Raw genomic sequence first — 25,766 nt, 5'->3', positions numbered from 1 at the left:
GGCTCAGCTGTCCAGCCGCACCAATGCGTGTCGCTTCTTGCCGGCCGACAGTTTGATCGGCTCGGCCAGCATGCCGGCATCGATCATCAGCCCCGCGTCCGACAACGGCGCATCGTTCAGCCGTGCGCCGCCCTCGGCGATCAGCCGCTTGGCATCCTTGCCCGATTTCGCCAGGCCGGACCGTGTAATGAGTTGCACCACCGAGATGCCGTCGCCCAATTCCGCGGCCGTAACCGCAAGCGTTGGCAGGTCGTCGCCCATCCCGCCTTTCTCGAACACCTCGCGCGCGGTCGCTTCGGCCGCCGTGGCCGCCTCGGCGCCATGGCACAGCGTTGTGACCGCGTTCGCCAGAACGATCTTGGCCTCGTTGATCTCGGCCCCTTCCAGCGCGCCGAACCGCTCGCACTCCTCGATCTCGATCTCGGTGTAGAGCTTGAGGAACCGGCCCACGTCGGCATCCGCGGTGTTGCGCCAGAATTGCCAGAACTCGTAAGGGCTGCGCATGTCGGCATTCAGCCAGACCGCGCCACTTGCCGTCTTGCCCATCTTGGTACCATCCGCCGTCGTCAGCAGCGGCGAGGTCAACCCGAACACCTCGTGGTCCAGGATGCGCCGCGTCAGGTCGATCCCGTTGACGATGTTGCCCCACTGGTCCGACCCGCCCATCTGCAAACGGCAGCCATAGCGGCGGTTCAGTTCCAGGAAGTCGTAGGCCTGCAGGATCATGTAGTTGAATTCGAGGAAGGACAGCGACTGTTCGCGGTCGAGCCGCGACTTGACGCTTTCGAAGGACAGCATCCGGTTGACGCTGAAATGTCGGCCCACGTCGCGCAGGAAGTCCAGGTAGTTCAGCCTGTCCAGCCATTCGGCGTTGTTCAACATCAGCGCGTCCGAGGGGCCGTCGCCAAAGTCGAGATACTTCGCGAACACCGCCTTGATTCCGGCGATGTTGTCGTCGATCTGCGTGGGCGTCAGCAGCGGCCGTTCCTCGGCGCGAAAGCTGGGATCGCCCACCTTGGTGGTGCCCCCGCCCATCAGCACCAGCGGCTTGTGCCCGGTCTTTTGCAGCCAGCGCAGCATCATGATCTGGATCAGGCTGCCGACATGCAATGATTTCGCCGTCGCGTCAAAGCCGATATAGGCAGGCACCACGCCCCCGGCCAAAGCCTCGTCCAGGGCCTGATAATCGGTGCAGTCGGCCAGAAAGCCGCGTTCGATCATCACGCGCAGGAAGTCCGATCGGGGGTGGTAGGTCATCGCCTCTTGTCCCTGGGGTTGGATTTGGCCAGTGATATATCGGGCAGGGCGCAGGAGGGGAAGCCAATGTTGAAACCGGGGCCGGTCCGGGCGCTGGGGACGATGTCGGGCACCTCGCTCGACGGGGTCGATGCCGCCGTCATTCTGACGGACGGCGTGACGATCGCCGGGTTCGGCGAAACCGCCTATCGTGCCTATTCCCAAGAGGAACGCGCGGTACTCGCCGGGGCGCTGGGCCGCTGGCCGGGTGAACGGGATGTCGAAGAGGCCGCCGAGGTTGTCGAGGTGGCCCATGCGGCTGTCATGGCGCGGTTCCAGGGGATCGACATCGCAGGTTTTCACGGCCAGACGCTGGCCCATGACCCGCGTGGGCGTGGCACCCACCAAGCCGGGGCCGGCTGGGTGCTGGCCGAGGTTCTGGGCATGCCCGTCGTTTGGGATTTCCGGAGCAATGATATCAGGTTGGGCGGGCAGGGGGCGCCGCTTGCGCCGTTCTTCCACTTCGCCTGTGCGAAATGGATCGGCGCACGGGCACCGCTGGCCTTTGTGAATCTCGGCGGGGTCGGCAACCTGACATGGGTTGATCCCACTCGCGACCGCCCCGAGTCCCAAGGCGCGCTGGTCGCGTTCGATACCGGCCCGGCCAATGCCCCACTTGACGACCTGATGCGTGCGCGCAGGGGCCTTGCGTACGATCGCGACGGGGCGCTGGCCGCTTCGGGACGGGTGGATGTGGGCGTGATAACGGCGCTGATGGACCACGGCTATTTCATGCGGATGCCGCCCAAGTCGCTGGACCGAAACGATTTTGCCATGCTGGGGGAGAGTGTTGCGCACTTGTCCGATGCTGATGCCGCGGCGACCCTGACGGCGGCGGTGGCGGCGTCGGTCGCGCGCGGGCTCGATCATTGCCCGATGCCGCCCGAACGGTTGTTGGTAACCGGGGGCGGTCGGCTGAACCCTGTTATGATGCATATGCTGGTCGAACGGACGGGCCTGCCCGTCGCGCCAGTTGAGGCGGTGGGCCTGAACGGCGACATGCTCGAGGCGCAGGCTTTCGGCTATCTCGCGGTGCGCGTGGCGCGGGGACTCCCGACTTCGTGCCCTTCGACCACGGGGGTTGCCGCCGCGGTGGGCGGGGGCGAGGTCAGTTACCCGCAAACCTGATCTCCGGGCGGTCGCCCGGTGACCGGAGGGATGCGGTATCCTTTTTCGTGATGTATCCTGAGCGGGTTCGGGCAGGCCGGGAACACCTGGCCGAATGCTGGGCCTCGGCCTCAGGCCCCGGTTCCAGGAATGTCGAAGCCCGCGGGTGCCATTTCGAATCGCTCGAACAGGAATCCGGGGCTGACGGTGCAACTGACCAATGTCCAGTCGCCCAATGGCTGAGCGGCTTGCCAATGGTGGGCCGGAACCACGATCTGCGGTCGCTCTCCATTGGCAAGGTGAGGTCCCAGACGGTGCACGGCGGAGGGCCCGACCGAGGTCTCGGCGATACGCAACTCGAGCGGAACACCGGCGTGGAAATGCCAGATCTCGTCGGCATCGACCCTGTGCCAATGGCTGCGCTGCCCCGCGGTCAGCAGGTAATAGATCGCGGTGCCTGTGGGGCGCGTCCCGTCCGCGGCATCTGCACGCCACGTTTCGCGATACCAGCCGCCTTCGGGATGCGGGGTCAGGGCGAGCATTCTGATGATGTCATCGGGGGTCATGAGCGCAGTCTACCGATCCGGCTGCGCGTCGGACAAGGCGCAGATCTTGCCAGAAAAAACATCCAAGCCGACACGGTTCTGTCATCAAAAGAGACATTTTTGATACTACTAATGCTGCGACGCAGAGATTTCGCGCGCTAACATTGCTGCGTCGCAGCATATGGGGCAAAAATCCCCCATAACAGGTACCCGGCATCGGCATTGCGGGCTGTTGGGGGCGCAGAGGACTAGGAAATGAAAATGGAACGGTTTGCGCCGATTGAGCGGTCGGTCGGAACGATCGAACCTGTGGACGAGGCGCCCATGCTCAGCAATGAGGATATCGCCTCTCGCATCCTTGGGTTCACCCGGGTCTGCGTGGCGCTTGCGGGCGAACGGCTGGAACAGGCGGCGCTGAGCCGCGGCTGGCTGGACGCGGAGGGGCGCCCGACGGCGGATGGCCACGCCCTGATCCTGGCGCTGACTAGCCGCGACTCGGCCTACGGTGTTTACCGGATGCCGGTCTGACCGCACCTCGCGCAGCTGTGAAGGGTTGCGACAAATCCGCGCGGGCATTCGGCGCGTAATGCGGGCATCCAACAACAGAGGTGCCCCCATGTCTCATTGCGAAACATCCAGCCGCATCGTGGCTTTCGCCAGCCAGTGCGGCGCCGCCCAGAACCCCATCGCGGCCGCCCGCAGCCGCGGTTGGCTCGACGAAAAGGGCCGCCCCACGCGGGACGGCCGAGTACTTGTCGACGCGCTTGGCCGCAACGTCGCCTACGGCGTCTACCGCCTGGTGGGCTAGACTTTACTTCAGGATCGACCGGCCCGCGTATTCGGCGGTTTCGCCCAGCATTTCCTCGATCCGGATCAGCTGGTTGTATTTCGCCAGCCGGTCCGAGCGTGAGAGCGAGCCGGTCTTGATCTGCCCGCAATTGGTGGCAACGGCGAGGTCGGCGATGGTGGCGTCCTCTGTTTCGCCCGAGCGGTGCGACATGACGTTGGTATAGCGCGCGCGATGGGCCATATCGACCGCAGCCAGCGTTTCGGTCAGGCTGCCGATCTGGTTGACCTTCACCAGCATCGAGTTGGCCACGCCTTGCGAGATGCCATCCGCCAACCGCTTGGGGTTGGTCACGAAGAGGTCGTCGCCGACCAGCTGCACCTTGCTGCCCAGGGTTTCGGTCAGCAGTTTCCAGCCGTCCCAGTCATCCTCGGCGCAGCCATCCTCGATCGAGATGATCGGGTAATCGGCGCAGAGCTTGGCAAGGTAGTCGACGTTTTCGGCGGCACTCAGGCTGAGCCCTTCGCCCTTCATCTCGTATTTGCCGCCCTCGAAATACTCGGTCGAGGCGCAGTCGAGGGCGAGGTAGATGTCCTCGCCGGGTTTGTAGCCGGCCTTTTCGATGCTTTTCAGGATGAAATCGAGCGCATCGCGGGTGGAGGACAGGTTGGGGGCGAAGCCGCCCTCGTCGCCGATGGCGGTGTTGTGGCCGGCGGCGGACAGTTCGGATTTCAGGGTGTGGAACACCTCGGCGCCCATGCGCACCGCGTCGCGGATATTGCCCGCGCTGACCGGCATGATCATGAATTCCTGGATGTCGATCGGGTTGTCGGCATGTTCGCCGCCGTTGATGATGTTCATCATCGGCACCGGCAGCACGCGCGCCGAGGTGCCGCCGACATAGCGGTAGAGCGGCTGCATGGTGAAATCGGCGGCGGCCTTCGCGGCGGCGAGCGACACGCCGAGGATCGCGTTGGCGCCCAGCCGGCCCTTGTTCTCGGTGCCGTCCAGTTCGATCATCGTGCGGTCGAGGGCGACCTGCTCGGTCGCGTCCATGCCGGCGAGTTCCTCGGCGATCTCGCCGTTGACGGCGGCGACCGCGTCCAGCACACCCTTGCCCTTGTAGCGGGCCTTGTCGCCGTCGCGTTTTTCCACCGCTTCGTGGGCGCCCGTGGAGGCGCCCGAGGGCACCGCGGCCCGGCCCATCGTGCCGTCCTCGAGGATGACGTCCACCTCGACGGTGGGGTTGCCCCGGCTGTCGAGGATCTCGCGGCCGACGATGTCGATGATGGTGCTCATGGGGTCCGGTCCCTGCGTTGCTGCACTTGCAAATTCGCGGGTCTTCTAGCGCCCGGCGCGGGCCTTGGAAAGGGCGCGTTCCCGCCAGAGCGTGTAAAGCCCCGAGGCGATGATGATCGCCGCGCCCGTCAGCGTTGCCGCATCGGGGCGTTCGCCGAAGGCGAGCACGCCGATCACCAGGGCGAAGAGCAGCCGGGTGTAGCGGAACGGGGTGACGACGGCGACCTCGCCCATGCGCATCGCCTCGACGATGGCATAGTAGCCCGCGACCCCCATCACCAGCGCGGCCCCCAGCCGAAGCGCCACGGCGCCGTCCACGGGGGCCGGGCCGGTGCCGAAAATCAGCAGAAGCACACCCAGGGGCACCAGCATCCCGAAACCGTAGGCAGACAATTGCAGAGAACCGACCGTGCGCGGTGTCGCCCGCGTTGCCAGGTCCCGCAGCGCCAACCCGAAAACGCCCATGACCGCGAACAGCGAGGCGGGCTGGAACCCCGAAAGGCCCGGCCGGATGATCAGAAGCACCCCGCAAAGGCCGACGCCGATGGCCGTCCACCGGCGCCAGCCGACCTCGGCCCCCATGAAGAGCGCGGCGCCCAGTGTCACCACGAGGGGCGTGGCCTGAAGGATGGCGGAGGCCGACGAAAGCGGCGTCAGCGCGATGGCATAGACGAAGCCGAGGGTGCCCACGACTTCACCCAGGTTACGCAGCAGCACGGGCCGGGTCAGCAGCGCCCGTGACCACAGCCTTTGGCCACGGGCCAGCGCCATCAGCGCAAAGGCGGATGCGCCGCCCGCACCGAGCGTCAGGAGGATTTGACCCACGGGCAGGCTTTGCGCCACGGTCTTGACGAACATGTCTTCCAACGCGAAGGCGGCCATCGCGGCCACCATCAGCGCAATGCCGCGAAGGTTGTCCATCGTGTTTGTCCGGTTGGGGGTAGCTGCCCTGCCTTACCCCGACGGCGTGCGGGGTTAAAGGGGCGTCATCCCTTGAGGCGCGGCACGCCGTAAAGCTCCAGCCGGTGGCCCTTGAGGCGATAGCCCAGCTTTTCCGCGATCTTTTCCTGAAGCGCTTCGATTTCGGGGTCGCAGAACTCGATCACCTCGCCGGAATTCATATCGATGAGGTGGTCGTGATGGTCGCGCTCGGCATCTTCGTAGCGGGCGCGCCCGTCGCCGAACTCGTGCTTTTCAAGGATGCCGGCTTCTTCGAACAGCTTGACTGTGCGATAGACGGTGGCGATCGAAATGCGCGGGTCCACGGCGCTGGCCCGGCCATACAACGCCTCGACATCGGGGTGATCGCGGCTGTCCTCGAGAACCTGCGCGATCACCCGGCGCTGGTCGGTCATGCGCAGGCCCTTGGCCTCGCAGCGGGAGATGATGGTGTCCGCCATGGCGCCCTCTCGGTTCGAAACGACGGTGTAGCCCTTGGTCGACGCGGTTTCCAGCCCCGGTGCGCCCCGCCGATGAGGTGTGAATTTAATACCTTGAATGATAAAGTAAAAGTTCTTGTCAACGAAACTTCAGCGAGGACTTTTAGCGGTGCTCATAGCCACCTCAGCGCCCGGAACAATGCCAGAAGCCCCAGCCCGAGAAGGACATTCACCGCCACCAGCACAGCGAAGGCCCAGGGCCACTCCAGCCCGGGCACGCCCGCGACGTTCACTCCGAACAGCCCGGTCAGGAATCCAAGCGGCAGAAAGATCGCTGCGACGATGGACAGCACGTAGCCGTTCTGGGCCATCCGCATTCCCCGCTGTGCCTCGAGATGGTCGTGCAGTGCCGTCAGCCGTGCGGAAATCGCGTCCAGTTCCTCGACCGCGCGCGTTGTCCGGTTCGCGCTTTCGCCCAGAAGAACCCGCGCCCCGGGGCCGATCAGGGCGTGGTGGCCTTCCGAAAGCTTCACCAGCGCATCGCGCTGCGGTCCGGTGAAACGTCGCAGCCGGATCGCCCGGCGGCGCAAAGGTGCAAGGTCATCGGCCGCGCCCGGGTCCTCTCGCTCCAGGATCGCTTCTTCGATTTCGTCGGTCGCATCGTCGAGTGCCAGCGAGACCGACTCGATCCGGTCGGTCAGCGCCTCGGCCAGCGCAGCCAGGAAATCGCCCGTCGTGTATGCTGCGTGGCCCGCTTCGGCCGCCCTGCGCAATTCGTCGATGGCGATGATCGGGCGCATCCGCACGCTGACCACCAGCTGTTCCTCGGCCCAGAGCCGCAGCGAGACCATGTCTTCGGCCTCGGCGCCCGGGTTGAGGTTGATGCCGCGCAGGTTGACGATCAACCCGGTGTCCAGTGGCGTACAGCGCGGTCGCGTTTCCGATTGCAGAAGTGCGCTGGCGGCCACCGGCGGCAGATGCGTCTCGGCCCACTCGGCGAGTGCCGGATCGGACAGGTCCAGATGCAACCAGCGCCAAGCCGCCCCGGGTGCGGGACGTGGGGCGGGCCAGGGCTCGGCCAGCGGGCGTGCCCGGCCCTCGGCGCCGATGTCGAAGCCCGCGATCGGAGAGAGTGCCATCTGCGTCATCGTCGTATCACACCGGGTCCCGTTCGCGGCCTGTCCGGGGCGGCCGCCGGGCGATCTTCGGGCAGATCATCTGGCGGCCCTCGGGTTGTGATCCATGGAATAGCACGGCTTGACTGCCGGCACGAGGCGGCAAAGGGTGCCGCGTGCAGCCCGGGAGGAGGGATGGAGCGAAAGGATCGGATCGACACCTTCGGGGCGGTGGCATTGGTCGCCTTTTCGATGCTGCTCGCGTTCAACCAGGTGGTGATCAAGATCGTGAACGAGGGCTTGCAGCCGGTGTTCTGGGCCGGGTTGCGCTCGGCCGGTGCGGTCGTCGTCCTGGTGGCATGGATGACCTTCCGGGGGCGCCCGCCGCGAATCGTGCCCGGCACGCTTTGGGCAGGGCTGCTGATCGGCGTGGTGTTTTCGCTCCAGTTCGTGTGCCTGTTCCTTGCGCTTGACCTGACAACGGTGACTCGGACCTCAGTGATCTTCTACTCGATGCCGGTCTGGCTGGCGCTGGCGGGCCATTTCCTTTTGCCGGGCGAGCGGATCACGCCGCGAACGGCCTTGGGACTTGCTCTGGCCTTTGCCGGTGTGGCTTGGGCGATCCTGGATCGGAGTGGTCCGGGCGGGCAGGCAAGCCTTGCAGGCGATCTTTGCGCGCTGGGCGGCGCATTTGGCTGGGCCGGGATCGCGCTATGTGCCCGCGCCACGCCGCTCCGGCAGGTCGCGCCGGAAATGCAGTTATTCTGGCAGGTTACGGTCTCGGCACCCGTGCTTATCGCGGTCTCGCCGCTGTTCGGCCCATTGGTCCGCGATTTGGCGCCGATCCACCTGTGGGGGCTTGGCTTTCAGATATTGGTGATCGTCAGCTTTGGCTTCGTGTTCTGGCTTTGGCTGCTGACGCGCTATCCCGCGGCAAGCGTGGCCAGTTTCAGCTTTCTCACGCCGGTTTTCGGCGTGGGCCTCGGCTGGGCGCTACTGGGCGAACCGGTGGGTGTCTCGATCCTGGGGGCGCTGGGATTGGTGGCGGGCGGATTGGTGCTGATCAACCGCGCCCCCGGGCCTCAGGTGCCGCAAAAGGTCTGGCGGACCTCTTCTCCGGGCTCGGGCGGGCGACGGTAATCCGCGTTTTCCGGTTGATCGTCGAAGGGCCGCGATGTGATCTGCAAAAACCTTTCGAGCGGCGCGTAATCCCCTGTCACAGCTGCGCTGATGACCTGCTCCACCCGATGGTTGCGGGGAATATGGGCGGGGTTTGCGGCACGCATCCGGTCGATCCGGAGCGCCTCGGGGTCCGGTTCGCGCCCCAGCCGGACACGCCAATCCGCCGTCCAGGAATCGAATGCCGCGCGGTTGCGAAACGCCTCGCGCGCTGTCCCATCGGCAAGCCCTCGAAAGGTGTTGGTGAAATCCGCGCGCTCTGCGGCCATCAGGTCCAGCAATCGGTGGATCAACTCGGCATCGCCGTCCTCGGCGCTGGCCAATCCCAGCTTCGGTCGGAATACCGCCAGCCAGGCGTCGCGGAACAATACCGGAAAGGTGCCGATCGCCTCTGTCGCCCGCGTGATTGCGGTCTCTTCGTCGGTGTTGATCAGCGGCACCAGGGCCGAGGCGAACTGCGCCAGGTTCCACGCTGCCATATCGGCCTGGCGGGCATAGGCATAGCGGCCGTAGACATCTATGGAACTGAACACGGCGTCCGGGTGATAGCCGTCCATGAAGGCACAGGGGCCATAGTCGATGGTCTCGCCCGAGATCGTCGTATTGTCGGTGTTCATCACGCCATGGATGAAGCCCACGCCCATCCATTGCGCAACCAACTGCGCCTGGGCTGCGATCACCCGGTGTAACAGGGCGAGGGGGCCGTCAGCATCGGGATAATGCCGTGCGATGGCGTGATCGGCGAGGGTGCGCAGCGCCTCGGTGTCGCGGCGGGCGGCGAAGAACTGGAAGGTGCCGACGCGGACATGGCTGGCGGCCACCCGCGTCAGCACTGCTCCCGGCAGGATCGCTTCGCGGAACACCTCTTCGCCGGTTGTCACGACGGCCAGCGCACGGGTCGTTGGGATACCCAGCGCATGCATCGCCTCTGAGACGATGTACTCGCGCAGCACCGGACCCAGCCAGGCCCGCCCATCGCCCATCCGCGAGAAGGGCGTGCGCCCCGCACCTTTCAACTGGATGTCGCGGCGTTGGCCGTCGGGGCGAACGATCTCGCCCAACAGAATCGCCCGCCCGTCGCCCAGTTGTGGCACGAAACCGCCGAACTGGTGCCCGGCATAGGCCTGCGCCAGCGGTTCGGCACCCTCGGGCACCCGGTTGCCCGCCAGCATCGCGACGCCCGCCTCTGATGTCAGAGCAATGGGGTCGAGGCCAAGATCGTGTGCAAGCTTTTCGTTCAGAATTACCAGCCGCGGCTGACGGACGGGAACCGGGGACTGGCGGCTGTAGAACCGGTCGGGCAGGCGGGCGTAAGAATTGTCGAAAGGGATATCCAGCGTCATGCTCAACAGATAGGGCTGGCGCCGAAGGTTTTCATGAAATTCTTTGTTAGGGTCATGCAGCCGCTCACAGCCGCGCAAGCCGTTCCGTCAGCAATGCAAAGAACCCGTCCGCATCCACGTCGCCGATGAACGTGGCATTTGCCGGTTTGCCGGTCACCCCCCACCAGTCCGCTACCGTCATTCCGGCGGTGTATCGCCCCTTGGTCTCGATCTCTACGTTGATGTGCCGCCCGGAGAACAACTCCGGGCGCAGCAGATAGGCCGTCACGCAAGGATCGTGAAGCGGCGCGCCCTCGCTGCCATACTTGGCCTTGTCAAAGCGTTCGAAGAAGTCGGTCATCTCGGCCACCGCCACGCCCACGGGCGTGCCCAGCCCCCGGAACGCCTCGTTGCGTGCGCGTGTCACAAGCGCCTTGTGCGTCACATCCAGCGGCATGACCACCAGCGGGACGTCCGATCCAAACACGATTTCAGCGGCTTCCGGGTCGACATGGATGTTGAACTCAGCCGCGGGCGTAATGTTACCCACCTCGAAATAGGCACCCCCCCATCAGCACGATTTCCCCGATCCGCGGCACGATCTCGGGCGCCGCTGTCATTGCCGTTGCAATGTTCGTCAACGGCCCCAGAGGACACAAGGTGACGCTGCCGGCCGGCTCGCGCCGCAGCGTCTCGACGATGAACTCCACCGCGTGGGTGTCCTGCAGGGGCATCGTGGGGGCGGGCAGGGCGGGGCCGTCGAGCCCGGTCTTGCCGTGGACATGTTCGGCCGTGATCAGGGGGCGCTTCAGCGGTCTGTCGCAGCCCGCGAAGACCCGGATATCGGCCTTGCCCGCCAGTTCACAGACGATACGCGCGTTTTTCTGGGTCAACGTCAGCGGCACGTTGCCCGCCACCGCGGTGATCCCAAGCACGTCCAGATCGTCGGGACTCGCCAGCGCCAGAAGGATCGCGACCGCATCGTCCTGGCCGGGATCGGTATCAATTATGATCTTGCGGGGCATGGGGGTCTCCGGCTCAGTGTCGGCGCGGAGACTGGCGCGGGCGCCGAGGGATGTAAAGCGCCCGCGCCTGTGCCGTGGCCCCGACCCGGAAAGGGGCCACGGCGGACGGCCGCGGAGTGTCAGCCGTCGAAATCGACCTCTTCCACCAACCTGAGGGCGGCGCCGCGCAGCGAGGCCAGTTCCATCAGGTTGACGTCATCTGCGGTAAAGCTGCCCCAGCTTGCCACCAGTTCGGACGGCTCTGTCCCCGGCGCGACGGGGTATTCGTAGACCACCGAGGCGTAGACTTCCTGGGCCTGTTCCGAGGCGAGGAATTCCATGAACTTCAACGCGTCGTCCTGGTTCGGCGCGGATTTGGTCATCGCCACGCCCGAGATGTTCACATGGGTGCCGGCGCCCTCGAAGACCGGGAACAGGACGTTGACGCTTTCGGCCCAGGCTTTCTGCTCCTCGTCCTCCAGCATCTGGCCCATGTAATAGGTGTTGCCGAGGCTGATGTCGCATTCGCCCGACCAGATCGCCTTGACCTGCGCCCGGTCGTTGCCCTGCGGTTTGCGGGCGAGGTTGGCCTTCAGGCCCTTGAGCCAGTCGCGCGTTGCTTCCTCGCCGTGATGGTGGATCATCGCGGCCACCAGCGCCAGCGTATAGCTGTGGGTCCCAGAGCGGGTGCAGATGCGGCCCTGCCATTTGGGATCGGCGAGATCCTCGTAAGTGGTGACCTCGCCCGGGTCGACGCGGTCCTTCGAGGCATAGACGATCCGCGCCCGGGTGGTGACGCCGAACCAGTGATTCCCGGAATCGCGCAGGTAATCCGGGATCGCGGTGGCCAGCACGTCACTTTCCACGGGCTGGGTGACGCCCGCGGCCACGGCTTCGGCCAGGCGCGAGATGTCGGTGGTCAGGATGATGTCGGCCGGGCTGCGCGCGCCCTCGGCCTTCAGCCGCTCGACCATGCCCTTGTCCAGGAAGGCGACGTTGGTCTGGATGTCGGTTGCCTCGGTGAAGGCGTCGAGGACCGGCTGGATCAGCTCGGGCTGGCGGTAGGAATAGATATTCACGTCGGCCTGGGCGGCAGGGGCCAGCGTCAGGGTGGCGGCGGTCGCCACAAGGGCGGTGCGGATGGTCATGGAATCTCCTGTCCGTTCCTGTTCGTCTATGGTTACCAGATAAATCCGACAAAAATAGTCAGGTCAAGAAGGGAATGTCGGTCCCGCTCATCTCCATGTGATGCCCCGTGCCTGGATCACGAGGTTGCGGTTCCTGCGTGCGCCCCGTACCCGGCGTGGGGTGGGTGCCAACCCACCACGCGGCGCGCACACGAGGGGTGTTTTTTTGGAAACATACACCCTCCGGCTCATACGGCCTTCTCGGCCGCCTTTACCTTGTCCCATAGCGCGTCCATCTCGGCCAGGTCCGAGTCTTCGGGTCGCTTGCCTTTCGCGCGAAGTTCAGCCTCCACTGCTATGAAACGACGTGTAAATTTGGCGTTGGCGGACCGCAGGGCATCTTCGGGCTCTATGCCGAGGTGCCGTGCGAGGTTGGCCATCACGAACAACATGTCACCGAACTCCTCGAACACCTCGGTCTCGGTCATCTTTTCGCGCGCCTCGGCCAGCTCGTGCGCTTCTTCGACGATCTTCTCGACGACCTGCCCGATCTCGGGCCAGTCGAACCCCACGCGGGCCGCGCGTTTCTGAAGCTTAACGGCGCGGGTCAACGCGGGCAGGGCCAGCGCAACGTCGTCCAGCACGCCATGTGCGGCCTTCCGTGCCCGCTCGGTGGCCTTGATCGCTTCCCAGTCGCGGGTCTGCTGTTCGGCCGACTTGTCACGGCTTTCATCGCCGAAGACATGCGGGTGGCGCGCGACCATCTTGTCGGCGATGGCATTGGCAACCGAATGAAAATCGAACAGTCCCGCCTCGGAACCCATTTGCGAGTGATAGACGGTTTGCAATAGCAGGTCGCCGAGTTCGCCCTCCAGTTCCCCCCAGGCTTCGCGTTCGATCGCGTCGGCGACCTCGTAGGCCTCTTCGATCGTATACGGCGCGATGGATGCGAAATCCTGTTCGATATCCCAGGGGCAACCGGTATCCGGGTCGCGCAGCCGGCGCATGATCTCGATCAGGCGGGGCATTCCGCCTTGCGGATCGTGGACAAGGGCATCGGATTCTTCTGGGGTCATTGGAGGGTCTCCGTCTTGGGGGCGGGGCGAGTTGGGCAAATGCGTACCCGGATGTAAAGCCGGGGCTGGCGCATGGCGCGCGCGGCGCTATCGTGGCCGCGATTGATGGAGGGGCGCATGGCGCTTGAAGATGCGAAGAAACAGGTCGACACGGCGATCACCCGCCGAAGCCACAGGGGCTTGTCCTATGAAAATGCCTTTGGCGGCGTTACCTCGTTCCTGCGACGGACACTGACCAAGGATCTCGCCGGGGTTGATCTTGCGGTCACCGGTATTCCGTTCGATCAGGCGGTGACGAACCGGCCCGGAACGCGGCTTGGCCCCCGGGCGATCCGTGAGGCCAGCACGCTGCAGGCCTGCGACACGCCCTATGGCTGGGGCTACAACCCGCTGGAGGAGTTCGCCATAGTCGATTACGGCGATCTTGCCTTCGATTACGCGCGAGTGGCCGAATTCCCGGCCGCGCTTGAGGCCCATGTCGCGGGGATACTGTCGGCGGGCGCGGGATGCATCGCTCTGGGGGGCGATCATTCGATCTCTCTGCCGATCCTGCGGGCGCATGCCGCCGTGCACGGGCCGCTGGCGCTGGTGCAGTTCGATGCCCATACCGACACCTGGATGGATGACGACCCGACCCGCATCGACCACGGTACGATGTTCCGCAAGGCGGTGGACGAGGGGCTGATCGACCCGGCGCGTTCGGTCCAGGTGGGGATTCGCACCGACAATCCGGATACGATGGGCATCACGGTGCTGGACGCGCCTTTCGTCCACGAAAATGGTCCGGCAGCTGCCGTTGCTCGCATCCACGAGATCGTGGGCGACGTGCCCGCCTATCTCAGCTTCGACATCGACGCCCTGGACCCGGCCTTTGCGCCGGGCACCGGTACGCCGGTCTGGGGCGGGCTGACCAGTGCACAGGCGGTCGCCATGTTGCGCGGGCTCAAGGGGCTGCGCGTGGTCGGCGGCGACGTGGTCGAAGTCTCGCCGCCCTTCGACGCGTCGGGGATCACGGCTGTAGCAGGGGCACATGTCGCGACCGAACTGATTTGCCTCTGGGGGTGGGCCAAACGCGAAGCTCAAGGAGCAGGCCAATGAAATTATTTTCCTATCTCGTCGTAATCCTGCTGATGGCCTCCGCGGCGGGCGCGGTCTATTTCCGCAAGGTCGCGGACGATCCCGAGATCTGGCATGTCGACCCGCTGACCGCCGTAAAGCCCGACACGCCGAATGCGATCCTCGTCCGCCCCGACGGCGGCGACCGCACCATGCCCGGCTATGACGTGTCCCCCGAAGAACTGGCCAAGGCGATCGACGCGGTGGCGCTGGCCGAACCACGCACCGAGCGGATTGGCGGCCGCCCCGAGGCGCTGTGGATGACCTACGTTCAACGCTCGGCGTTGTGGGGATTTCCCGATTACATCTCGGTCAAGGTCTTGCCCAAGGAAGGCGGGTCGACCTGGGCGGCGTTTTCACGCGCGCGCTTTGGTCATTCCGACCTGGGCGTGAACGCTGCGCGGCTGGAACGTTGGCAGGGCGCGTTGCGCGACCGGCTGGGGGGCTGAGCCGGGCGGTTCGGGCGGGGGCCTTGACCGCCGCCTGCCCTTGAGCCACAGAAAGCCATGGTTCCCCTGCAGAAACTCGACCAGATCACCCGCCGCTTCGAATTCCTCGAAGCGAAGCTTGCCGAAGGCGCAGGCGCAGGCGCAGATTTCGCGCAGCTCGGTCGCGAATACGCGGAACTCAAGCCCGTGGTCGATGAGATTGCCGCCTATCGCCAGCTTCTGGCCGATATCGACGAAGCCGAGGCGATGCTGGACGATCCAGAGATGCGCGCGCTGGCCGAAGAGGAACTGCCCGACCTGCGCCATCGGCTGCCGGAAATGGAACAGGCGCTTCGTGTGGCCCTTTTGCCCAAGGACGCGGCCGATGCGCGTCCCGCGATCCTGGAAATCCGGCCCGGTACCGGCGGCGAGGAGGCCGCGCTTTTCGCGGGCGATCTCTTGCGCATGTACCAGCGCTACGCCGAGGAAAAGGGATGGAGATTCTCGATCCTCGAGGAGAGCCAGACCGAGCTTGGCGGTATCAAGGAGGTCGTCGCCAGCGTGCAGGGCGAGGGCGTGTTCGCCCGGCTGAAATACGAATCGGGTGTGCATCGCGTTCAGCGGGTGCCCGCGACGGAATCGGGTGGGCGAATCCACACTTCGGCCGCCACGGTCGCCGTGCTGCCCGAGGCCGAAGAGGTGGATATCGACATTCCCGCCGGCGATATCCGTATCGACACGATGCGCGCCAGCGGGGCAGGTGGCCAGCATGTGAACACCACAGATTCAGCGGTCAGGATCACCCACATTCCCACTGGCATCGTGGTGACAAGCTCGGAAAAATCCCAGCATCAGAACCGTGCCATCGCCATGGCCGTGCTGCGTGCGCGGCTTTACGACATGGAACGCCAGAAGGCCGCTGACGAACGCGCCGCCACACGGAAATCGCAGGTCGGTTCGGGCGACCGGTCCGAGCGCATCCGCACCTACAATTTTCCCCAGGGCCGGATGACAGACCACCGGATCAACCTAACGCTCTACAAGCTCGACCAGGTGATGGCGGGCGACCTGGACGAGGTGATCGACGCGCTGATCGCAGATGACCAGGCCAGCCAGCTGGCCGAGATGGAGGCATGACGGTCAACCGGGCGCTGGCCGAGGCCACTCGCCGTCTGACCGCTGCCGCCATTCCCGACGCCCCGCGCGATGCACGCCGGCTTCTGGCCCATGTGCTGGGGATCGAACCCGGTCGGCTGACACTGGTTCTGCCCGATCCGCTGCCCGCCGACGCCGCCCTGCGTTTCGAGGCGGTGTTGGCGCGCCGTCTGGCCCGCGAACCGGTCTCGCACATTATCGGAATACGCGCGTTCTATGGCCGCGAATTCAGTGTCACGCCGGCCGTGCTCGATCCGCGCCCCGAGACCGAAACACTGGTCGAGGTCGCACTTGCCACGCCGTTCCGCCGCGTTCTCGATCTCGGGACGGGTTCGGGCTGTATACTTTTGACGCTGCTGGCCGAACGGCCCGAAGCGACCGGCGTCGGTACGGATATCTCCGAGGCTGCGCTGGCCGTCGCACGCGAGAATGCCCGCCGTCTGGGGATCGCCACCGCCAAGTTCCACAGAGCGGACTGGTTCGGCGATGTGACAGGACGCTTTGACCTGATCGTGTCGAACCCGCCTTACATCGCGGCAGAGGAAATGCCCGGCCTCGCCCCGGAACTGTCCCATGAACCGCGGGGGGCGCTGACCGATGAGGGGGATGGGCTGTCCGCCTATCGCGCGATCGCGCGGGCCGCCCCCGGATATCTGGAGCCCGGCGGACGGCTGCTCGTCGAGATCGGCCCGACGCAGGGTCCGGCGGTCAGGGAAATCCTGTGCGCCGCGGGTCTTGAAATCGTCGCCCTGCATACCGATCTCGATCAACGTCACCGAGCGGTCGAGGCTCGCGCCGCGGCACCGGGGGCGTAGCGCAAAATGCGTTGCGCGCCGCGCGCACCCCTCGCCAAAACGCCGCAATTGGTGTATTTTCCTCTTGTCAGCGCGTGGTGGCCGTGTTTACTCGGAACCGCGCAGGCCCGGGGACGGGCCGCGGGCACACCGGAACGGCGTTCCCGCGCAGGACAAGCCAGACAAAGGTCGGCAGAGAGGACTCGGTGAAGGCCGGATCGCTTGAGCGGTGCAAGGCCCTGCCGAACACGCCAATATAAAGCTGGATACCAGTAAAAGCATGAGACCATCCAAGTCACGCTCGCGGTCCAAGTCGAACCGTTCACGCTCGGTGGGCAACATTGTCAACCGGGTCTTCGACAGTTCCGGGCCGGAGGGCAAGGTCCGCGGCACGCCGCAGCAGATCATCGAGAAATATAACCAGCTCGCCCGCGATGCCCAGCTTGGAAACGACCGCGTCGCGGCCGAGAATTTCCAGCAGCATGCCGAGCATTACGCCCGCCTTCTGGGCGAGGCCCAACGCGAGCAGGAGGCCCGCCGCGAACAGCAGGAGGCCCAGCAGAACCGCGAACGTGATCGTGGCGGCCGTGACCGGCAGGATGAACGCCAGGATAGCGGCGATCAGCAACCCCGGCGCGAGGCACAGCCCGACGAGTCCGAGGCGCAAGTCGGCGGTAGTGGCAGCAACGGTGGTGCCGATGTGATCGACCTTGCCGAGGACGACAGCGGTAGCACTTTGGTCGAGACACCGGAGGAAAAGCCTGCCGAAAAGCCGGAAAAGCCGCGCCGCGCGCGCAAGCCGCGTGCCGCGAAATCGGCATCTGCCGAGCCGGGTGAGGATCCGGACCAGGCGCAGGCACCTGCTGCCGAGTGAAGGGTGCATATTGACGGCGGCCGATGGCACCGAGGCCCGCCCGCCGTCTTCTCTCGCGGCTTAGTCTGCAAGGGTGCGGGCCAGGGCGCAGAAACCTTCTATCGAAATTTGTTCGGCGCGGTCGGTCGGAGAAAGCCCAGCCATCCGCAGCCGATCCTCGATATCGGGGGCAAGCCCCTTCAGACTTGCCCGCAGCATTTTGCGTCGCTGGTTGAAGGCCGCCGCGACCACGCGCTCCAGCAACTTCGGATCGGCTTCGAAACGGGGTCCGGGCAGGGCCTTCAGGTGAACCACGGCCGAGTCCACCTTGGGCGCCGGCGTGAACGCCTCGGGGGGCAGCCGCATTGCGATCCGCGCATCGCATCGCCACTGCGCAAGGATCGCGAGCCGGCCATAGGCCTTGGATCCGGGCGTGGCGATGATCCGCTCTGCCACTTCGCGCTGGAACATCAATGTCAGGCTGTCCCAGAAGGGGGGCCAGACCTCTGGCGTCAACCAGCGCACCAGAAGTTCGGTACCCACATTATAGGGCAAGTTCGCGACAACCTTGATCGGCGGGGTCAGCCGCGCGGCGGCATCGACGTCCAGCGCATCGGCATTCACCACCTCCAGCCGTCCAGGATAGACGGCGGCGATCTCGGCCAACGGCGCCATACAGCGCGCGTCCTTCTCGACCGCCAGCACATGCCGCGCCCCCTCGGCCAAAAGGCCGCGCGTCAACCCGCCGGGGCCTGGCCCGATCTCCAGCACATCCGCCCCCGCCAGATCGCCCGCCATACGCGCGATCTTGGCCGTCAGGTTAAGGTCCAAAAGAAAATTCTGTCCCAGCGCCTTCTTGGCGCTCAGCCCATGCGTCGCGATGACCTGGCGGAGTGGCGGCAGCCCATCTATGGCGCTCATGCCACGCGTCCCGCAGGCAGCCTCAGGTCAGCAGCCATGCCGACGCGCGCAGCGCCGCGCCCGAAGCCAGCGGCGTCAGCGCCGTGCCGATCAACGTTGCCACAGCCGCCCCGCGCAGGGACAGGCGTTGTTCTTCGACAAGGCCCGCCAGCATCCAGATCGCCACCGGCCCCATCAGCACCACGCCCGAGATCACACCGGGCATCAGACTGAGATTTGCGATCGACATCAGCACATGGGTCACGGCGTTTATCAAGAGTGCCCCCGACAGGCAGGCCAGCGCCCAGGCCCAAAGCCCGGCGAACCGGCGTTGCCCCGACAGGATCACGATGCCCGCCGCGGTCAGTGTCAACAGCATGGCCGCCACACCGTACTGCGCCGGTCCCGGCCAGTCGAACTCCGGTCGCTGCGCCTCCAGCCAACCGGGCAGGAAAAGCGTCTCTTCGGCGTTCTGGAGTGCGAAGGCCACGAACAACAGTGTCGCCCGGGCCGACAGCCCTACGCGTTTCAGCGAAAATGCTTTGCGCCAAATTGGTTTCATCGGGGCAGTACCTCCCCATAATCGTTACGTCCCTCACCCTCCGCTAGCCCCTCGCGTCCGGGCCATCCGCCAGGCCAATTCCAGAGCGGCGACCAGGCTGGAGGGATCCGCCCGGCCCTGGCCCGCGATGTCGAACGCCGTACCATGGTCGGGAGAGGTCCTGATGAACGGCATTCCCAAAGTTACGTTCACCCCACCCGCAAAATCCAGCGTCTTGATCGGGATGAGCGCTTGGTCATGATACATGCAAATGGCCGCATCGTAACCCTGGCGGGCGCGGTCATGAAACATCGTGTCCGCGGGCAGGGGGCCGGTCAGGACAATGCCCTCGGCACGCAGCCGATCCAGCGCCGGTTCGATCATTTCCATTTCTTCGCGCCCCATCGTGCCGCCTTCGCCGGCATGGGGGTTCAGCCCCGCCACGGCAAGACGTGGCGTCTCGATCCCGAAATCACGGATCAGCGCTGCATGTGTGATCCGGATCGTGTCCTCCAGCAGGCGCGCATCCAGTGCTGCGGTCACCTCGGACAGGGGAATATGAATCGTCACCGGTACCACCCGCAACGCCGGGCAGGCCAGCATCATCACCACGCGGTCGACGCCAGCCAGGTGCGCAAGGTACTCGGTATGGCCGGGATAGGCGAAGCCCGCCCCGTCCTTCAGGGCCTTCTTGCTGATCGGCGCGGTGCACAGCGCGGCGGCACGGCCCTCCTGAACCAGTTCCACGCCGCGGGCGATCGCTTCGATCACGGCGGCGGCGTTCTCGGGCGCGGGGCGCCCGGGCACGGCGGGCGAAGGAAAGGGAAGGCGCAGTACGGGTAGCGCAGTGGCCGACACGTGCAGCGCGTCCTCGGGTATGTGGATCTCGGCATGCGGCGTGCCCTCGGGCAGGTGCGCCGGGTCGCCGATCCAGAAGAACGGCAACCGTGCGCCCAGTACCTTCCATGCCTTGGCCGCAATCTCGGGGCCGATCCCTGCCGGCTCGCCGCAGCTCAGTGCGATCGGCCGGTCGCTCATGGTTCGCGGATGATGGCGTCGGCCTTCAGTTCGGCCAGATAGCTGGCGGCATAACCAGCCAGCCGCTGATTCAGCAGTTGGCGGCGCACCGCCTCGCGGTCGACCATGCCACCGCCAAGGTCGGGCGTGCGCCCGCACAGCATCAGCACCACCGCCACCTGCGGGGTCGAAAGGCCATAGGAAATCTCGCCTTCGTCAAGCTTGGCAAGTTCCAGCGCCACGTCGCGCGGCACCTCGGCCACCGGCTTGACCTCGCGGCTCAGGCGATCTTCGGGAAGGCCTTGGGCCACGCCGTAAAGATCGTCGCAGTTGTCCACCTGCGCGCGCACACGCATCGCGTCTGCCAGCGACCCGCCGGGGATCAGGAAACGCGCGTATTCGACCGATACTGCCTCGGGCGAGACTGGCCCGCTTTCGCGCAGTGCACGCAACTGGAACAGCGAGATGGCGTTCTCGAGTTCGACCGGTTCCGAAACCTGGCCGGGACGCAAGGCTAATACCTGGCCTGCGACGTCAGGCGGAAGGTTCGACAGTGGCATCCAGCCCATCCGGCCGCCTTCGCCGCGGCTGCGCGATGCGGAATACTGCCGCGCCGCGGCCGCGAAATCGCTTTCGCTGCGGATTGACCGGCGCAGGTCGCGCGCGATCCGCAGCGCTTCTGCGCGCCGCTCGGGCGTGTCGGCACGCAGCACGATCTCGGACAAAAGCACCTGCGCCACCGCCCCGGCGGTCTGCGGCGAGGTGATCGCAAGGGCGCGGTCGATCTCGGCCTCGGTGATCTGCGCACGTGGCCCGAAACGGCCGCGCACCACGTCGCGCCAGATCAGCCCGGCCTCGACGAAGTCGCGAAAGGTCTCTGCGGCGACCCCGGCTTGTCCGATCGCGGAAAGGAACTGTTCGGCGGTCATGTTGCCGCGCGCCGCGAACTCCTCCATGCCTTCGCGGACCTGCTCGGGCGTGAGCGTGAGGCCAAGCCTGTCGGCCTCGGCCATCCGCAGGCGGTCGTCGATCAGCCCCTCGAGCGCGACCTTCTCGATTTCGGGCGGATTGCCCAGAAGACGCAGAAAACGGACGCGCTGGTCGAGTTCGTAATTCGTGATCGCCTTGTCGTTGACAATCACCCGCGGTGCGAAGGGGCCGCCCTGTTGCGCGGCGGCCATTCCGGCGCCCATAAGCGCCAGCGCGGCCGCGACCGCCAGGCCCATCCGTCGGATCATTCCCTTCCTCCGTTTCTTCCTGCTCTCAGAACCGGGCGCAGCGCCGCGCCCGCCGCGCCCCGTCGCCCTTTGCGCCAAAGCCTGCAAGCGACACCGTGAGGCCGAAATCCGTGCTCGGCTCTACACTAGTCGACGAGGTGAACCGACGCGAGAGGGAAAGATCGACCGTCACGCATTCATTACGATATTCCAGCCCGATACCGGCGCGCGTGGCCTCGTCGGCGACGAAGTCATAACGCCAGTCGGCCTTGCCGATCCAGTTGGGGCGGAATTCATATGCGGCGTCCATCACCCAGTCCGCCTGATCCTCGTTGCGGTCCTCGTCGACATTTGCATCGGCCCACAGCAGGCTGGAACTCAGCTCGACCCGGTCGGTGTCCCAGTCGATCCTCAGATCGTTCCGAGTGACATCGAACCCGTCATCGAACAATGCCCGGTTCGACAGGCTGAAATTGCCCGGCAGGTCCAGTTGCACCGCGGCAAGCCAATCGGAACTCGATCCGTCAAGCCCCGATCCTTCGCTGAACTGGCCAAGGTCTTCTTCCCGCCAGATGCGCCCGACCGTCAGCGCAAGCGACCAGCCCGCCGGATCGTATCGGGTCCAGCCCACGCCCAGGTTGGCGCGCAGCCCTGCCTCGCGCGCGTCCTCGCCGGCGAAACGGGTCAGCGAAAACAGGTTCGCTTCGTCGAACTCGACAAGCACGCTGTCCTCGTTGGGGGTGTCGCTGTCTTCCTCGCGGCTCCAGGCCAGTTGCACGACCGGCTCCAGCACATGTGTGACGCCATCGGCGCCGGACTTGACCAGCGGCCAGCGCAGTTCGACCAGGGCCGCTGGCATCGTGCGGGTAGAGCTGCCCTCGTAAACCGCGTCGTCGGTGACGCGGAAATGGTCGATATCCAGCGCGGCCTCGGTGGCCAGCACCATCCCGTTGTTCAGCACCCAGTCGCGACGCCAATCGAATTCGGCCGAAACGCGGGCCATGTCGAGTCCGTCACCCGATGAATCGTTCAGGCGGCGCTGAAATCCATCCGCGGAAAAAGTCAGATTGGCGATCCCGCCGATCGCGGCGGGTTCGACCCGCCGTGTGTAGCTGACCTCGCCGATCAGGAACGGGATCGTCTGGTTGCTCTCGGAGTCGCGCAGCGTGTGGTAATAGATCAGGTCGCCGGCGAACAGTTGATCCCGTCGCACGCGGGTCAGCGAAAGCTCGCTTTCCAGCCGGTCGGTGTCGTCATAGCCGTAATCCAACAGGTAGGACGTGTCCGAGACACCCTGGATCCCGAAATCCAGGCGAAAATCTTTCGGCAGGTCGAAACCACCCTCGGCGAACAGGTAATAACGGGTTTCTCCCGGTTCCAGATCATCGCGCGAGACGGCCGCGTTCACCTCCATATCGCCGTTCCGGAACGCCCGCCGATAGCGCAGCTCCAACGTTCGGGTCTGCCCGGTCGAAACATAGGGGGTTAGCAGAAGGTCCTGGTGGTCGCCAAGCGTGAAAAAATAAGGGATCTTGACGCCCGTGCCCAACTGGTCGGTTACCCTGATGCTCGGCGTCAGAAAGCCGGTGGCGCGTTTCAGGGCCGGGTCGGGCACCCGCAGCCGCGGCAGGTAGAAGACCGGGACGCCCATGACTTCCAGTCGGGCATGGTCGAAATACAGCTGAAGTTCCTGCTGGTCCTGAATGATCCGGCGCGCCCGGATCTGCCACAGGGGCACTTCACTCTCGGAACAAACCCGACACGCCGATGCCACCGTCCTGTCCAGCCGGTTATAGCGCCCCGCGATGCGTTGGATGTCTGCCGCGGCGATCTGCAGCTGGCGGTTCAGCACCATGCGCGCCGAACGAAGGATGCCCTCGGTCAAGTCGGGCGACAGCTCGGCGCTGTCGGCCACAAGGACGGTCTCGGGGCCGGTTGTAAGGGTGATCGGCCCCTCAATGCTCAGCCGCTCGCCCTGCCGATCATAGACCACCCTCGATGCCGACAACCGGGCCTCGCCATACAAAACCTCGACATTGCCCTCGGCGATGAGCTGGTTCAACTCGCCCACGCTGACCCGGTCCGCGATAAGTGTGGCTGCCGGTGGCTGTTCGGCGGGCGCCTCGGCGCGCAGGCCTTGGCCATACGCGGCCCCCGGCAGGTCTGGCCCCGCTGCCGCGAGTGCCGCGGCCATAATGGCAAAGGGGGCGGACAGACGCCGCATCAACCATCCTCCAGGTGCAACAGAAGCCCCAGCGACAACAGGATTCCCGCAGCCGGCGGACTCCAGGCGGCGAGTGCCACCGGGATCTGCCCGTTCTCTCCCAAGACTTGCGCGAAATTGCGAAGGAAGAAAAGCCCGAGCCCGAGGCCCAGCGCCAGCATTACCATCAGCCCGGTTCGCCCGAACCGGGTGTGGCGCATGGTGAAGCCAGCCCCCATAAGCACCATCGCCGCCAGGATCAACGGCAGGGCCAGCTCCATCTGGAACCACACGCGATGCGCGCGCGCCGAGAAACCGGCGCGTTCCAGCGCCGAGATGAAATCGGGCAGATCCCAGATCGCGATGGCCGAGGGTTGCGCAAAGCTGTCGCGGATTCGCTCGCGCGTCATTTCCGAGGCCAGCATCAGGCGGTCTTGCTCGACGGCGTCAAGCTCGGGGTTCGGGCTCTCCCCGCCGAAATGCCAGCGCTTGGCGTTTTCCACCTCCCAGCCCGTATCGGTCAGTGTCGCTTCCGCCGCCTCGATCCGCCAGTCCGGGCTGCCATCGCGGTCGAATGCGAGAAAAGTGACGTCGAAATACCGCGTCGCCTCGGCATTGGCGCGGGCGGCGCGGATCACGATCTGCCCCTCGGCGCTGCCCTCGCGCAGCCACAATCCTTCGGAACTGACCGACAGCACGCTGACCTCGCCGGTCTTGTAGCGGTCGGTGACGATCCGGTATTGTTTGGACGTGGCCGCCACGATCGGGTTCATAAGGCCGACCGCGATGCCCCCCAGGACCAGTGCCGTTACGACGGGCGCGATCAGCGCGCGCAGCGCCGAGCGGCCCGAAGCCCGCGTCACCACCAGTTCGGATGTGCGCGCAAGCCCCAGGAACAGGGCGACCGTGGCCAGCACCACGACCAGCGGCAGGATCGTGTATAGCTCTCCGGGCACCTTCAGCGCCGAGAGGTGAAGCGCCTCGGTCAGGCCGATCCGGCCGATCTCGAAGCGACGCAGCTGATCGACCATGTCGATCACCACCATGATCGCGGCGAAGAACCCGAAAATTCCCAGCACCAGCAGCGTGAACTTGCGCGCAAAATAGAGGTGGAGCGTCATGGCCGCACCTCGCCCCGGCCTGTTGTGGCGGCGCCCGAGGGCACACTTCGCCGGCGCGCCGAGGCCCAGATCATCGCGGCACCGATGCCCGTGCCGATGAGAGGGGCCAGATAGGTCACTGGCCACAGAGCCGCGTTGCTTTGCGCGATGTCGGCCGCGGCGTTGTTAAGGAGGTTCACTCCGATCAGCAGGATGATCGCCATCAGCACCTGGCGCCCCACGCCGAAGCGGCTGAACCCGCCGACCAGAAGGGCGCCATAGCCGATCAGTGCCCCGGCGACCGCCAGAAGCGGCTGCGCATTGCGCGCGTGCCCCTCGTAGAGGAACACCGCGCGCGGCTCGCCGGTGGCCTCGATCATCTCGTCGGTGGGGTTCAAGAGCGCCGCGGTCGGCATCACCTCCAGCCGCGGCGGTCGAATCCGCGCGGTGTCGATCAGCGCGCCGATGTCATAGGCGAAATCAGCGAAACTGGTGGTCGCAAGACGCCGGTCGGCCCTTTTCAGCGATTGCGCCATGCCGTCGAACATCACCAGCTTCGGCCCGGTTTCGCCATCGACCAGAAGCGCCCGCTTGGCGGTATAGGTCACCCGCGTTTCGGGACTGCGCGCATCCGATAGATAGATGTCGCGTAACTCGCCCCGTTCGGTGATTTCGCGGATATAGAGCGTCACGCCACGGGCAGGGTGAAGGAACTGGCCCTCGCTGAGGAACTGCGCGGCGATATCGCGCGAAATCTCGTCCCGCCGTTCGTCCAGCTGGGCGCGGCTGGCCGGGACCAGAACATGGGTCAGAACCGCGATGGGCGCAGCCACCAGTAGGCCGAAGACCAGCACCGGCCGTGCCAGCCGCCATGGGCTGCAGCCCAGCGCCTGCATTACCACCAACTCGCTCTCCGAGATCATCCGGTTGACGACATAAACAGTCGCCGCGAAGGCCGCGATTGGCAGCACCAGGCGGATCACGTTGGGAAGTGTCAGTGCGGCGAATTCCAGGAAGACCAACGCCGATTGCCCGTCGCCGATCAGTTGCTCGAACAGGGAAACGCCCCGATTCACCCAGTAGATCGACACCAGCACGAGCGCGAAGAAGCCGAACAGGATTGTCAGCTGCGCAAGCAGGTATCGGTCGAATCTCGGCACATGTCCCCCCAAGGACATCACGGGTCGCGGAGGACGTTAGACCAAT

General features: G+C 65.6%; 25 protein-coding genes and 1 pseudogene. 9 read left to right on the top strand and 17 right to left on the bottom strand.

Translation table 11 applies throughout. The features are described from left to right. Positions 1-3 precede the first annotated feature (3 nt). The gene (gene tyrS / locus EV662_RS07020) at positions 4-1,257 is read right to left on the bottom strand and encodes a tyrosine--tRNA ligase (protein ID WP_132461442.1); all 1,254 of its coding nucleotides are present in this window, start codon (positions 1,255-1,257) and stop codon (positions 4-6) included. A 66-nt stretch (positions 1,258-1,323) separates the two neighbouring features. Here tyrS and EV662_RS07015 point away from each other — a divergent pair, with 66 nt between their 5' ends. Continuing rightward, positions 1,324-2,424, top strand: coding sequence for an anhydro-N-acetylmuramic acid kinase (locus EV662_RS07015; RefSeq protein ID WP_132461441.1), 1,101 nt, complete (start codon positions 1,324-1,326; stop codon positions 2,422-2,424). A gap of 110 nt (positions 2,425-2,534) precedes the next feature. Here EV662_RS07015 and EV662_RS07010 read toward each other — a convergent pair whose 3' ends face one another. Further along, positions 2,535-2,969 carry a cupin domain-containing protein gene (locus tag EV662_RS07010; RefSeq protein ID WP_132461440.1) on the bottom strand — a complete coding sequence of 145 codons (435 nt, stop codon included), beginning with the start codon at positions 2,967-2,969 and terminating at the stop codon, positions 2,535-2,537. Positions 2,970-3,209: 240 nt separating this feature from the next. Here EV662_RS07010 and EV662_RS07005 point away from each other — a divergent pair, with 240 nt between their 5' ends. Beyond that, positions 3,210-3,476, top strand: coding sequence for a hypothetical protein (locus tag EV662_RS07005; RefSeq protein WP_132461439.1), 267 nt, complete (start codon positions 3,210-3,212; stop codon positions 3,474-3,476). Between the two features lie 88 nt (positions 3,477-3,564). Next, entirely contained in the window at positions 3,565-3,756 is a 192-nt protein-coding gene (locus tag EV662_RS07000) for a hypothetical protein (RefSeq protein WP_132461438.1), read from the top strand. Between the two features lie 3 nt (positions 3,757-3,759). Here EV662_RS07000 and eno read toward each other — a convergent pair whose 3' ends face one another. The 4 genes from eno to EV662_RS06980 form a co-directional block, all read right to left on the bottom strand. Continuing rightward, positions 3,760-5,034 (bottom strand): phosphopyruvate hydratase, encoded by a 1,275-nt coding sequence (eno, locus tag EV662_RS06995; RefSeq protein ID WP_132461437.1) that lies wholly within the window; start codon positions 5,032-5,034, stop codon positions 3,760-3,762. A 45-nt stretch (positions 5,035-5,079) separates the two neighbouring features. Beyond that, positions 5,080-5,955: a DMT family transporter gene (locus EV662_RS06990; protein ID WP_132461436.1), complete on the bottom strand. Its 876-nt coding sequence runs from the start codon at positions 5,953-5,955 to the stop codon at positions 5,080-5,082. 65 nt (positions 5,956-6,020) lie between these two features. Continuing rightward, complete coding sequence (locus tag EV662_RS06985; RefSeq protein WP_132461435.1) at positions 6,021-6,434, bottom strand: Fur family transcriptional regulator; 414 nt, start codon at positions 6,432-6,434, stop codon at positions 6,021-6,023. 152 nt (positions 6,435-6,586) lie between these two features. Further along, positions 6,587-7,552, bottom strand: a complete 966-nt coding sequence (locus EV662_RS06980) for a zinc transporter ZntB (RefSeq protein ID WP_243695795.1) — start codon at positions 7,550-7,552, stop codon at positions 6,587-6,589. A 171-nt stretch (positions 7,553-7,723) separates the two neighbouring features. Here EV662_RS06980 and EV662_RS06975 point away from each other — a divergent pair, with 171 nt between their 5' ends. Continuing rightward, on the top strand, positions 7,724-8,668 hold the full coding sequence (locus EV662_RS06975; RefSeq protein WP_132461433.1) for a DMT family transporter: 945 nt from the start codon (positions 7,724-7,726) through the stop codon (positions 8,666-8,668). Here the strand turns inward: EV662_RS06975 and EV662_RS06970 are convergent. The 4 genes and pseudogenes from EV662_RS06970 to mazG all read right to left on the bottom strand — a co-directional run bounded on the left by EV662_RS06970 (position 8,611) and on the right by mazG (position 13,236). Continuing rightward, the gene (locus EV662_RS06970; RefSeq protein WP_132461594.1) at positions 8,611-10,050 is read right to left on the bottom strand and encodes a protein adenylyltransferase SelO; all 1,440 of its coding nucleotides are present in this window, start codon (positions 10,048-10,050) and stop codon (positions 8,611-8,613) included. The genes EV662_RS06975 and EV662_RS06970 overlap by 58 nt on opposite strands. A gap of 64 nt (positions 10,051-10,114) precedes the next feature. Further along, positions 10,115-11,054: pseudogene (locus tag EV662_RS06965) on the bottom strand (nucleoside hydrolase). Between the two features lie 119 nt (positions 11,055-11,173). Continuing rightward, on the bottom strand, positions 11,174-12,181 hold the full coding sequence (locus tag EV662_RS06960) for a Fe(3+) ABC transporter substrate-binding protein (RefSeq protein WP_132461432.1): 1,008 nt from the start codon (positions 12,179-12,181) through the stop codon (positions 11,174-11,176). Positions 12,182-12,408: 227 nt separating this feature from the next. Further along, positions 12,409-13,236 carry a nucleoside triphosphate pyrophosphohydrolase gene (mazG, locus tag EV662_RS06955; protein ID WP_132461431.1) on the bottom strand — a complete coding sequence of 276 codons (828 nt, stop codon included), beginning with the start codon at positions 13,234-13,236 and terminating at the stop codon, positions 12,409-12,411. A 117-nt stretch (positions 13,237-13,353) separates the two neighbouring features. Between mazG and speB the strand changes: the two genes are divergently transcribed. The 5 genes from speB (at position 13,354) to EV662_RS06930 (ending at position 17,603) form a co-directional block, all read left to right on the top strand. Further along, positions 13,354-14,334 (top strand): agmatinase, encoded by a 981-nt coding sequence (gene speB / locus EV662_RS06950; RefSeq protein ID WP_132461430.1) that lies wholly within the window; start codon positions 13,354-13,356, stop codon positions 14,332-14,334. After that, complete coding sequence (locus EV662_RS06945) at positions 14,331-14,801, top strand: DUF1499 domain-containing protein (RefSeq protein ID WP_132461429.1); 471 nt, start codon at positions 14,331-14,333, stop codon at positions 14,799-14,801. Before speB ends, EV662_RS06945 begins: the two co-directional genes overlap by 4 nt. A 57-nt stretch (positions 14,802-14,858) precedes the next feature. Then, positions 14,859-15,917 carry a peptide chain release factor 1 gene (prfA, locus tag EV662_RS06940; protein ID WP_132461428.1) on the top strand — a complete coding sequence of 353 codons (1,059 nt, stop codon included), beginning with the start codon at positions 14,859-14,861 and terminating at the stop codon, positions 15,915-15,917. Next, positions 15,914-16,750, top strand: coding sequence for a peptide chain release factor N(5)-glutamine methyltransferase (gene prmC, locus EV662_RS06935; protein ID WP_132461427.1), 837 nt, complete (start codon positions 15,914-15,916; stop codon positions 16,748-16,750). Before prfA ends, prmC begins: the two co-directional genes overlap by 4 nt. Positions 16,751-17,009: 259 nt before the next feature. Further along, positions 17,010-17,603, top strand: a complete 594-nt coding sequence (locus tag EV662_RS06930) for a DUF4167 domain-containing protein (RefSeq protein ID WP_132461593.1) — start codon at positions 17,010-17,012, stop codon at positions 17,601-17,603. A 60-nt stretch (positions 17,604-17,663) separates the two neighbouring features. On the opposite strand, the gene rsmA is transcribed toward EV662_RS06930, so the two are convergent. From rsmA to lptF, 7 genes are read right to left on the bottom strand one after another with little or no spacing between them, the layout of a single operon-like run. Continuing rightward, positions 17,664-18,503, bottom strand: coding sequence for a 16S rRNA (adenine(1518)-N(6)/adenine(1519)-N(6))-dimethyltransferase RsmA (rsmA, locus tag EV662_RS06925; protein WP_132461426.1), 840 nt, complete (start codon positions 18,501-18,503; stop codon positions 17,664-17,666). A gap of 22 nt (positions 18,504-18,525) precedes the next feature. Continuing rightward, positions 18,526-19,044: an HXXEE domain-containing protein gene (locus EV662_RS06920; protein WP_132461425.1), complete on the bottom strand. Its 519-nt coding sequence runs from the start codon at positions 19,042-19,044 to the stop codon at positions 18,526-18,528. 33 nt (positions 19,045-19,077) lie between these two features. Next, a complete protein-coding gene (pdxA, locus tag EV662_RS06915; protein ID WP_132461424.1) occupies positions 19,078-20,061 on the bottom strand; it encodes a 4-hydroxythreonine-4-phosphate dehydrogenase PdxA in 984 nt (327 codons plus the stop codon). Then, a complete protein-coding gene (locus EV662_RS06910; protein ID WP_341799058.1) occupies positions 20,058-21,356 on the bottom strand; it encodes a peptidylprolyl isomerase in 1,299 nt (432 codons plus the stop codon). The genes pdxA and EV662_RS06910 overlap by 4 nt, the downstream gene beginning before the upstream one ends. After that, positions 21,304-23,481, bottom strand: a complete 2,178-nt coding sequence (locus tag EV662_RS06905; protein ID WP_132461422.1) for an LPS-assembly protein LptD — start codon at positions 23,479-23,481, stop codon at positions 21,304-21,306. The genes EV662_RS06910 and EV662_RS06905 overlap by 53 nt, the downstream gene beginning before the upstream one ends. Next, positions 23,481-24,581, bottom strand: a complete 1,101-nt coding sequence (gene lptG / locus EV662_RS06900) for an LPS export ABC transporter permease LptG (RefSeq protein WP_132461421.1) — start codon at positions 24,579-24,581, stop codon at positions 23,481-23,483. The genes EV662_RS06905 and lptG overlap by 1 nt, the downstream gene beginning before the upstream one ends. After that, complete coding sequence (lptF, locus tag EV662_RS06895) at positions 24,578-25,720, bottom strand: LPS export ABC transporter permease LptF (RefSeq protein WP_132461420.1); 1,143 nt, start codon at positions 25,718-25,720, stop codon at positions 24,578-24,580. The genes lptG and lptF overlap by 4 nt, the downstream gene beginning before the upstream one ends. Between the last annotated feature and the right edge of the window lie 46 nt (positions 25,721-25,766).

Source organism: Rhodovulum marinum (assembly GCF_004343075.1).
Classification (GTDB): domain Bacteria; phylum Pseudomonadota; class Alphaproteobacteria; order Rhodobacterales; family Rhodobacteraceae; genus Rhodovulum; species Rhodovulum marinum.
Note: the sequence above shows the minus strand (reverse complement) of the source record. Positions and strands in the feature narration are given on the sequence as shown.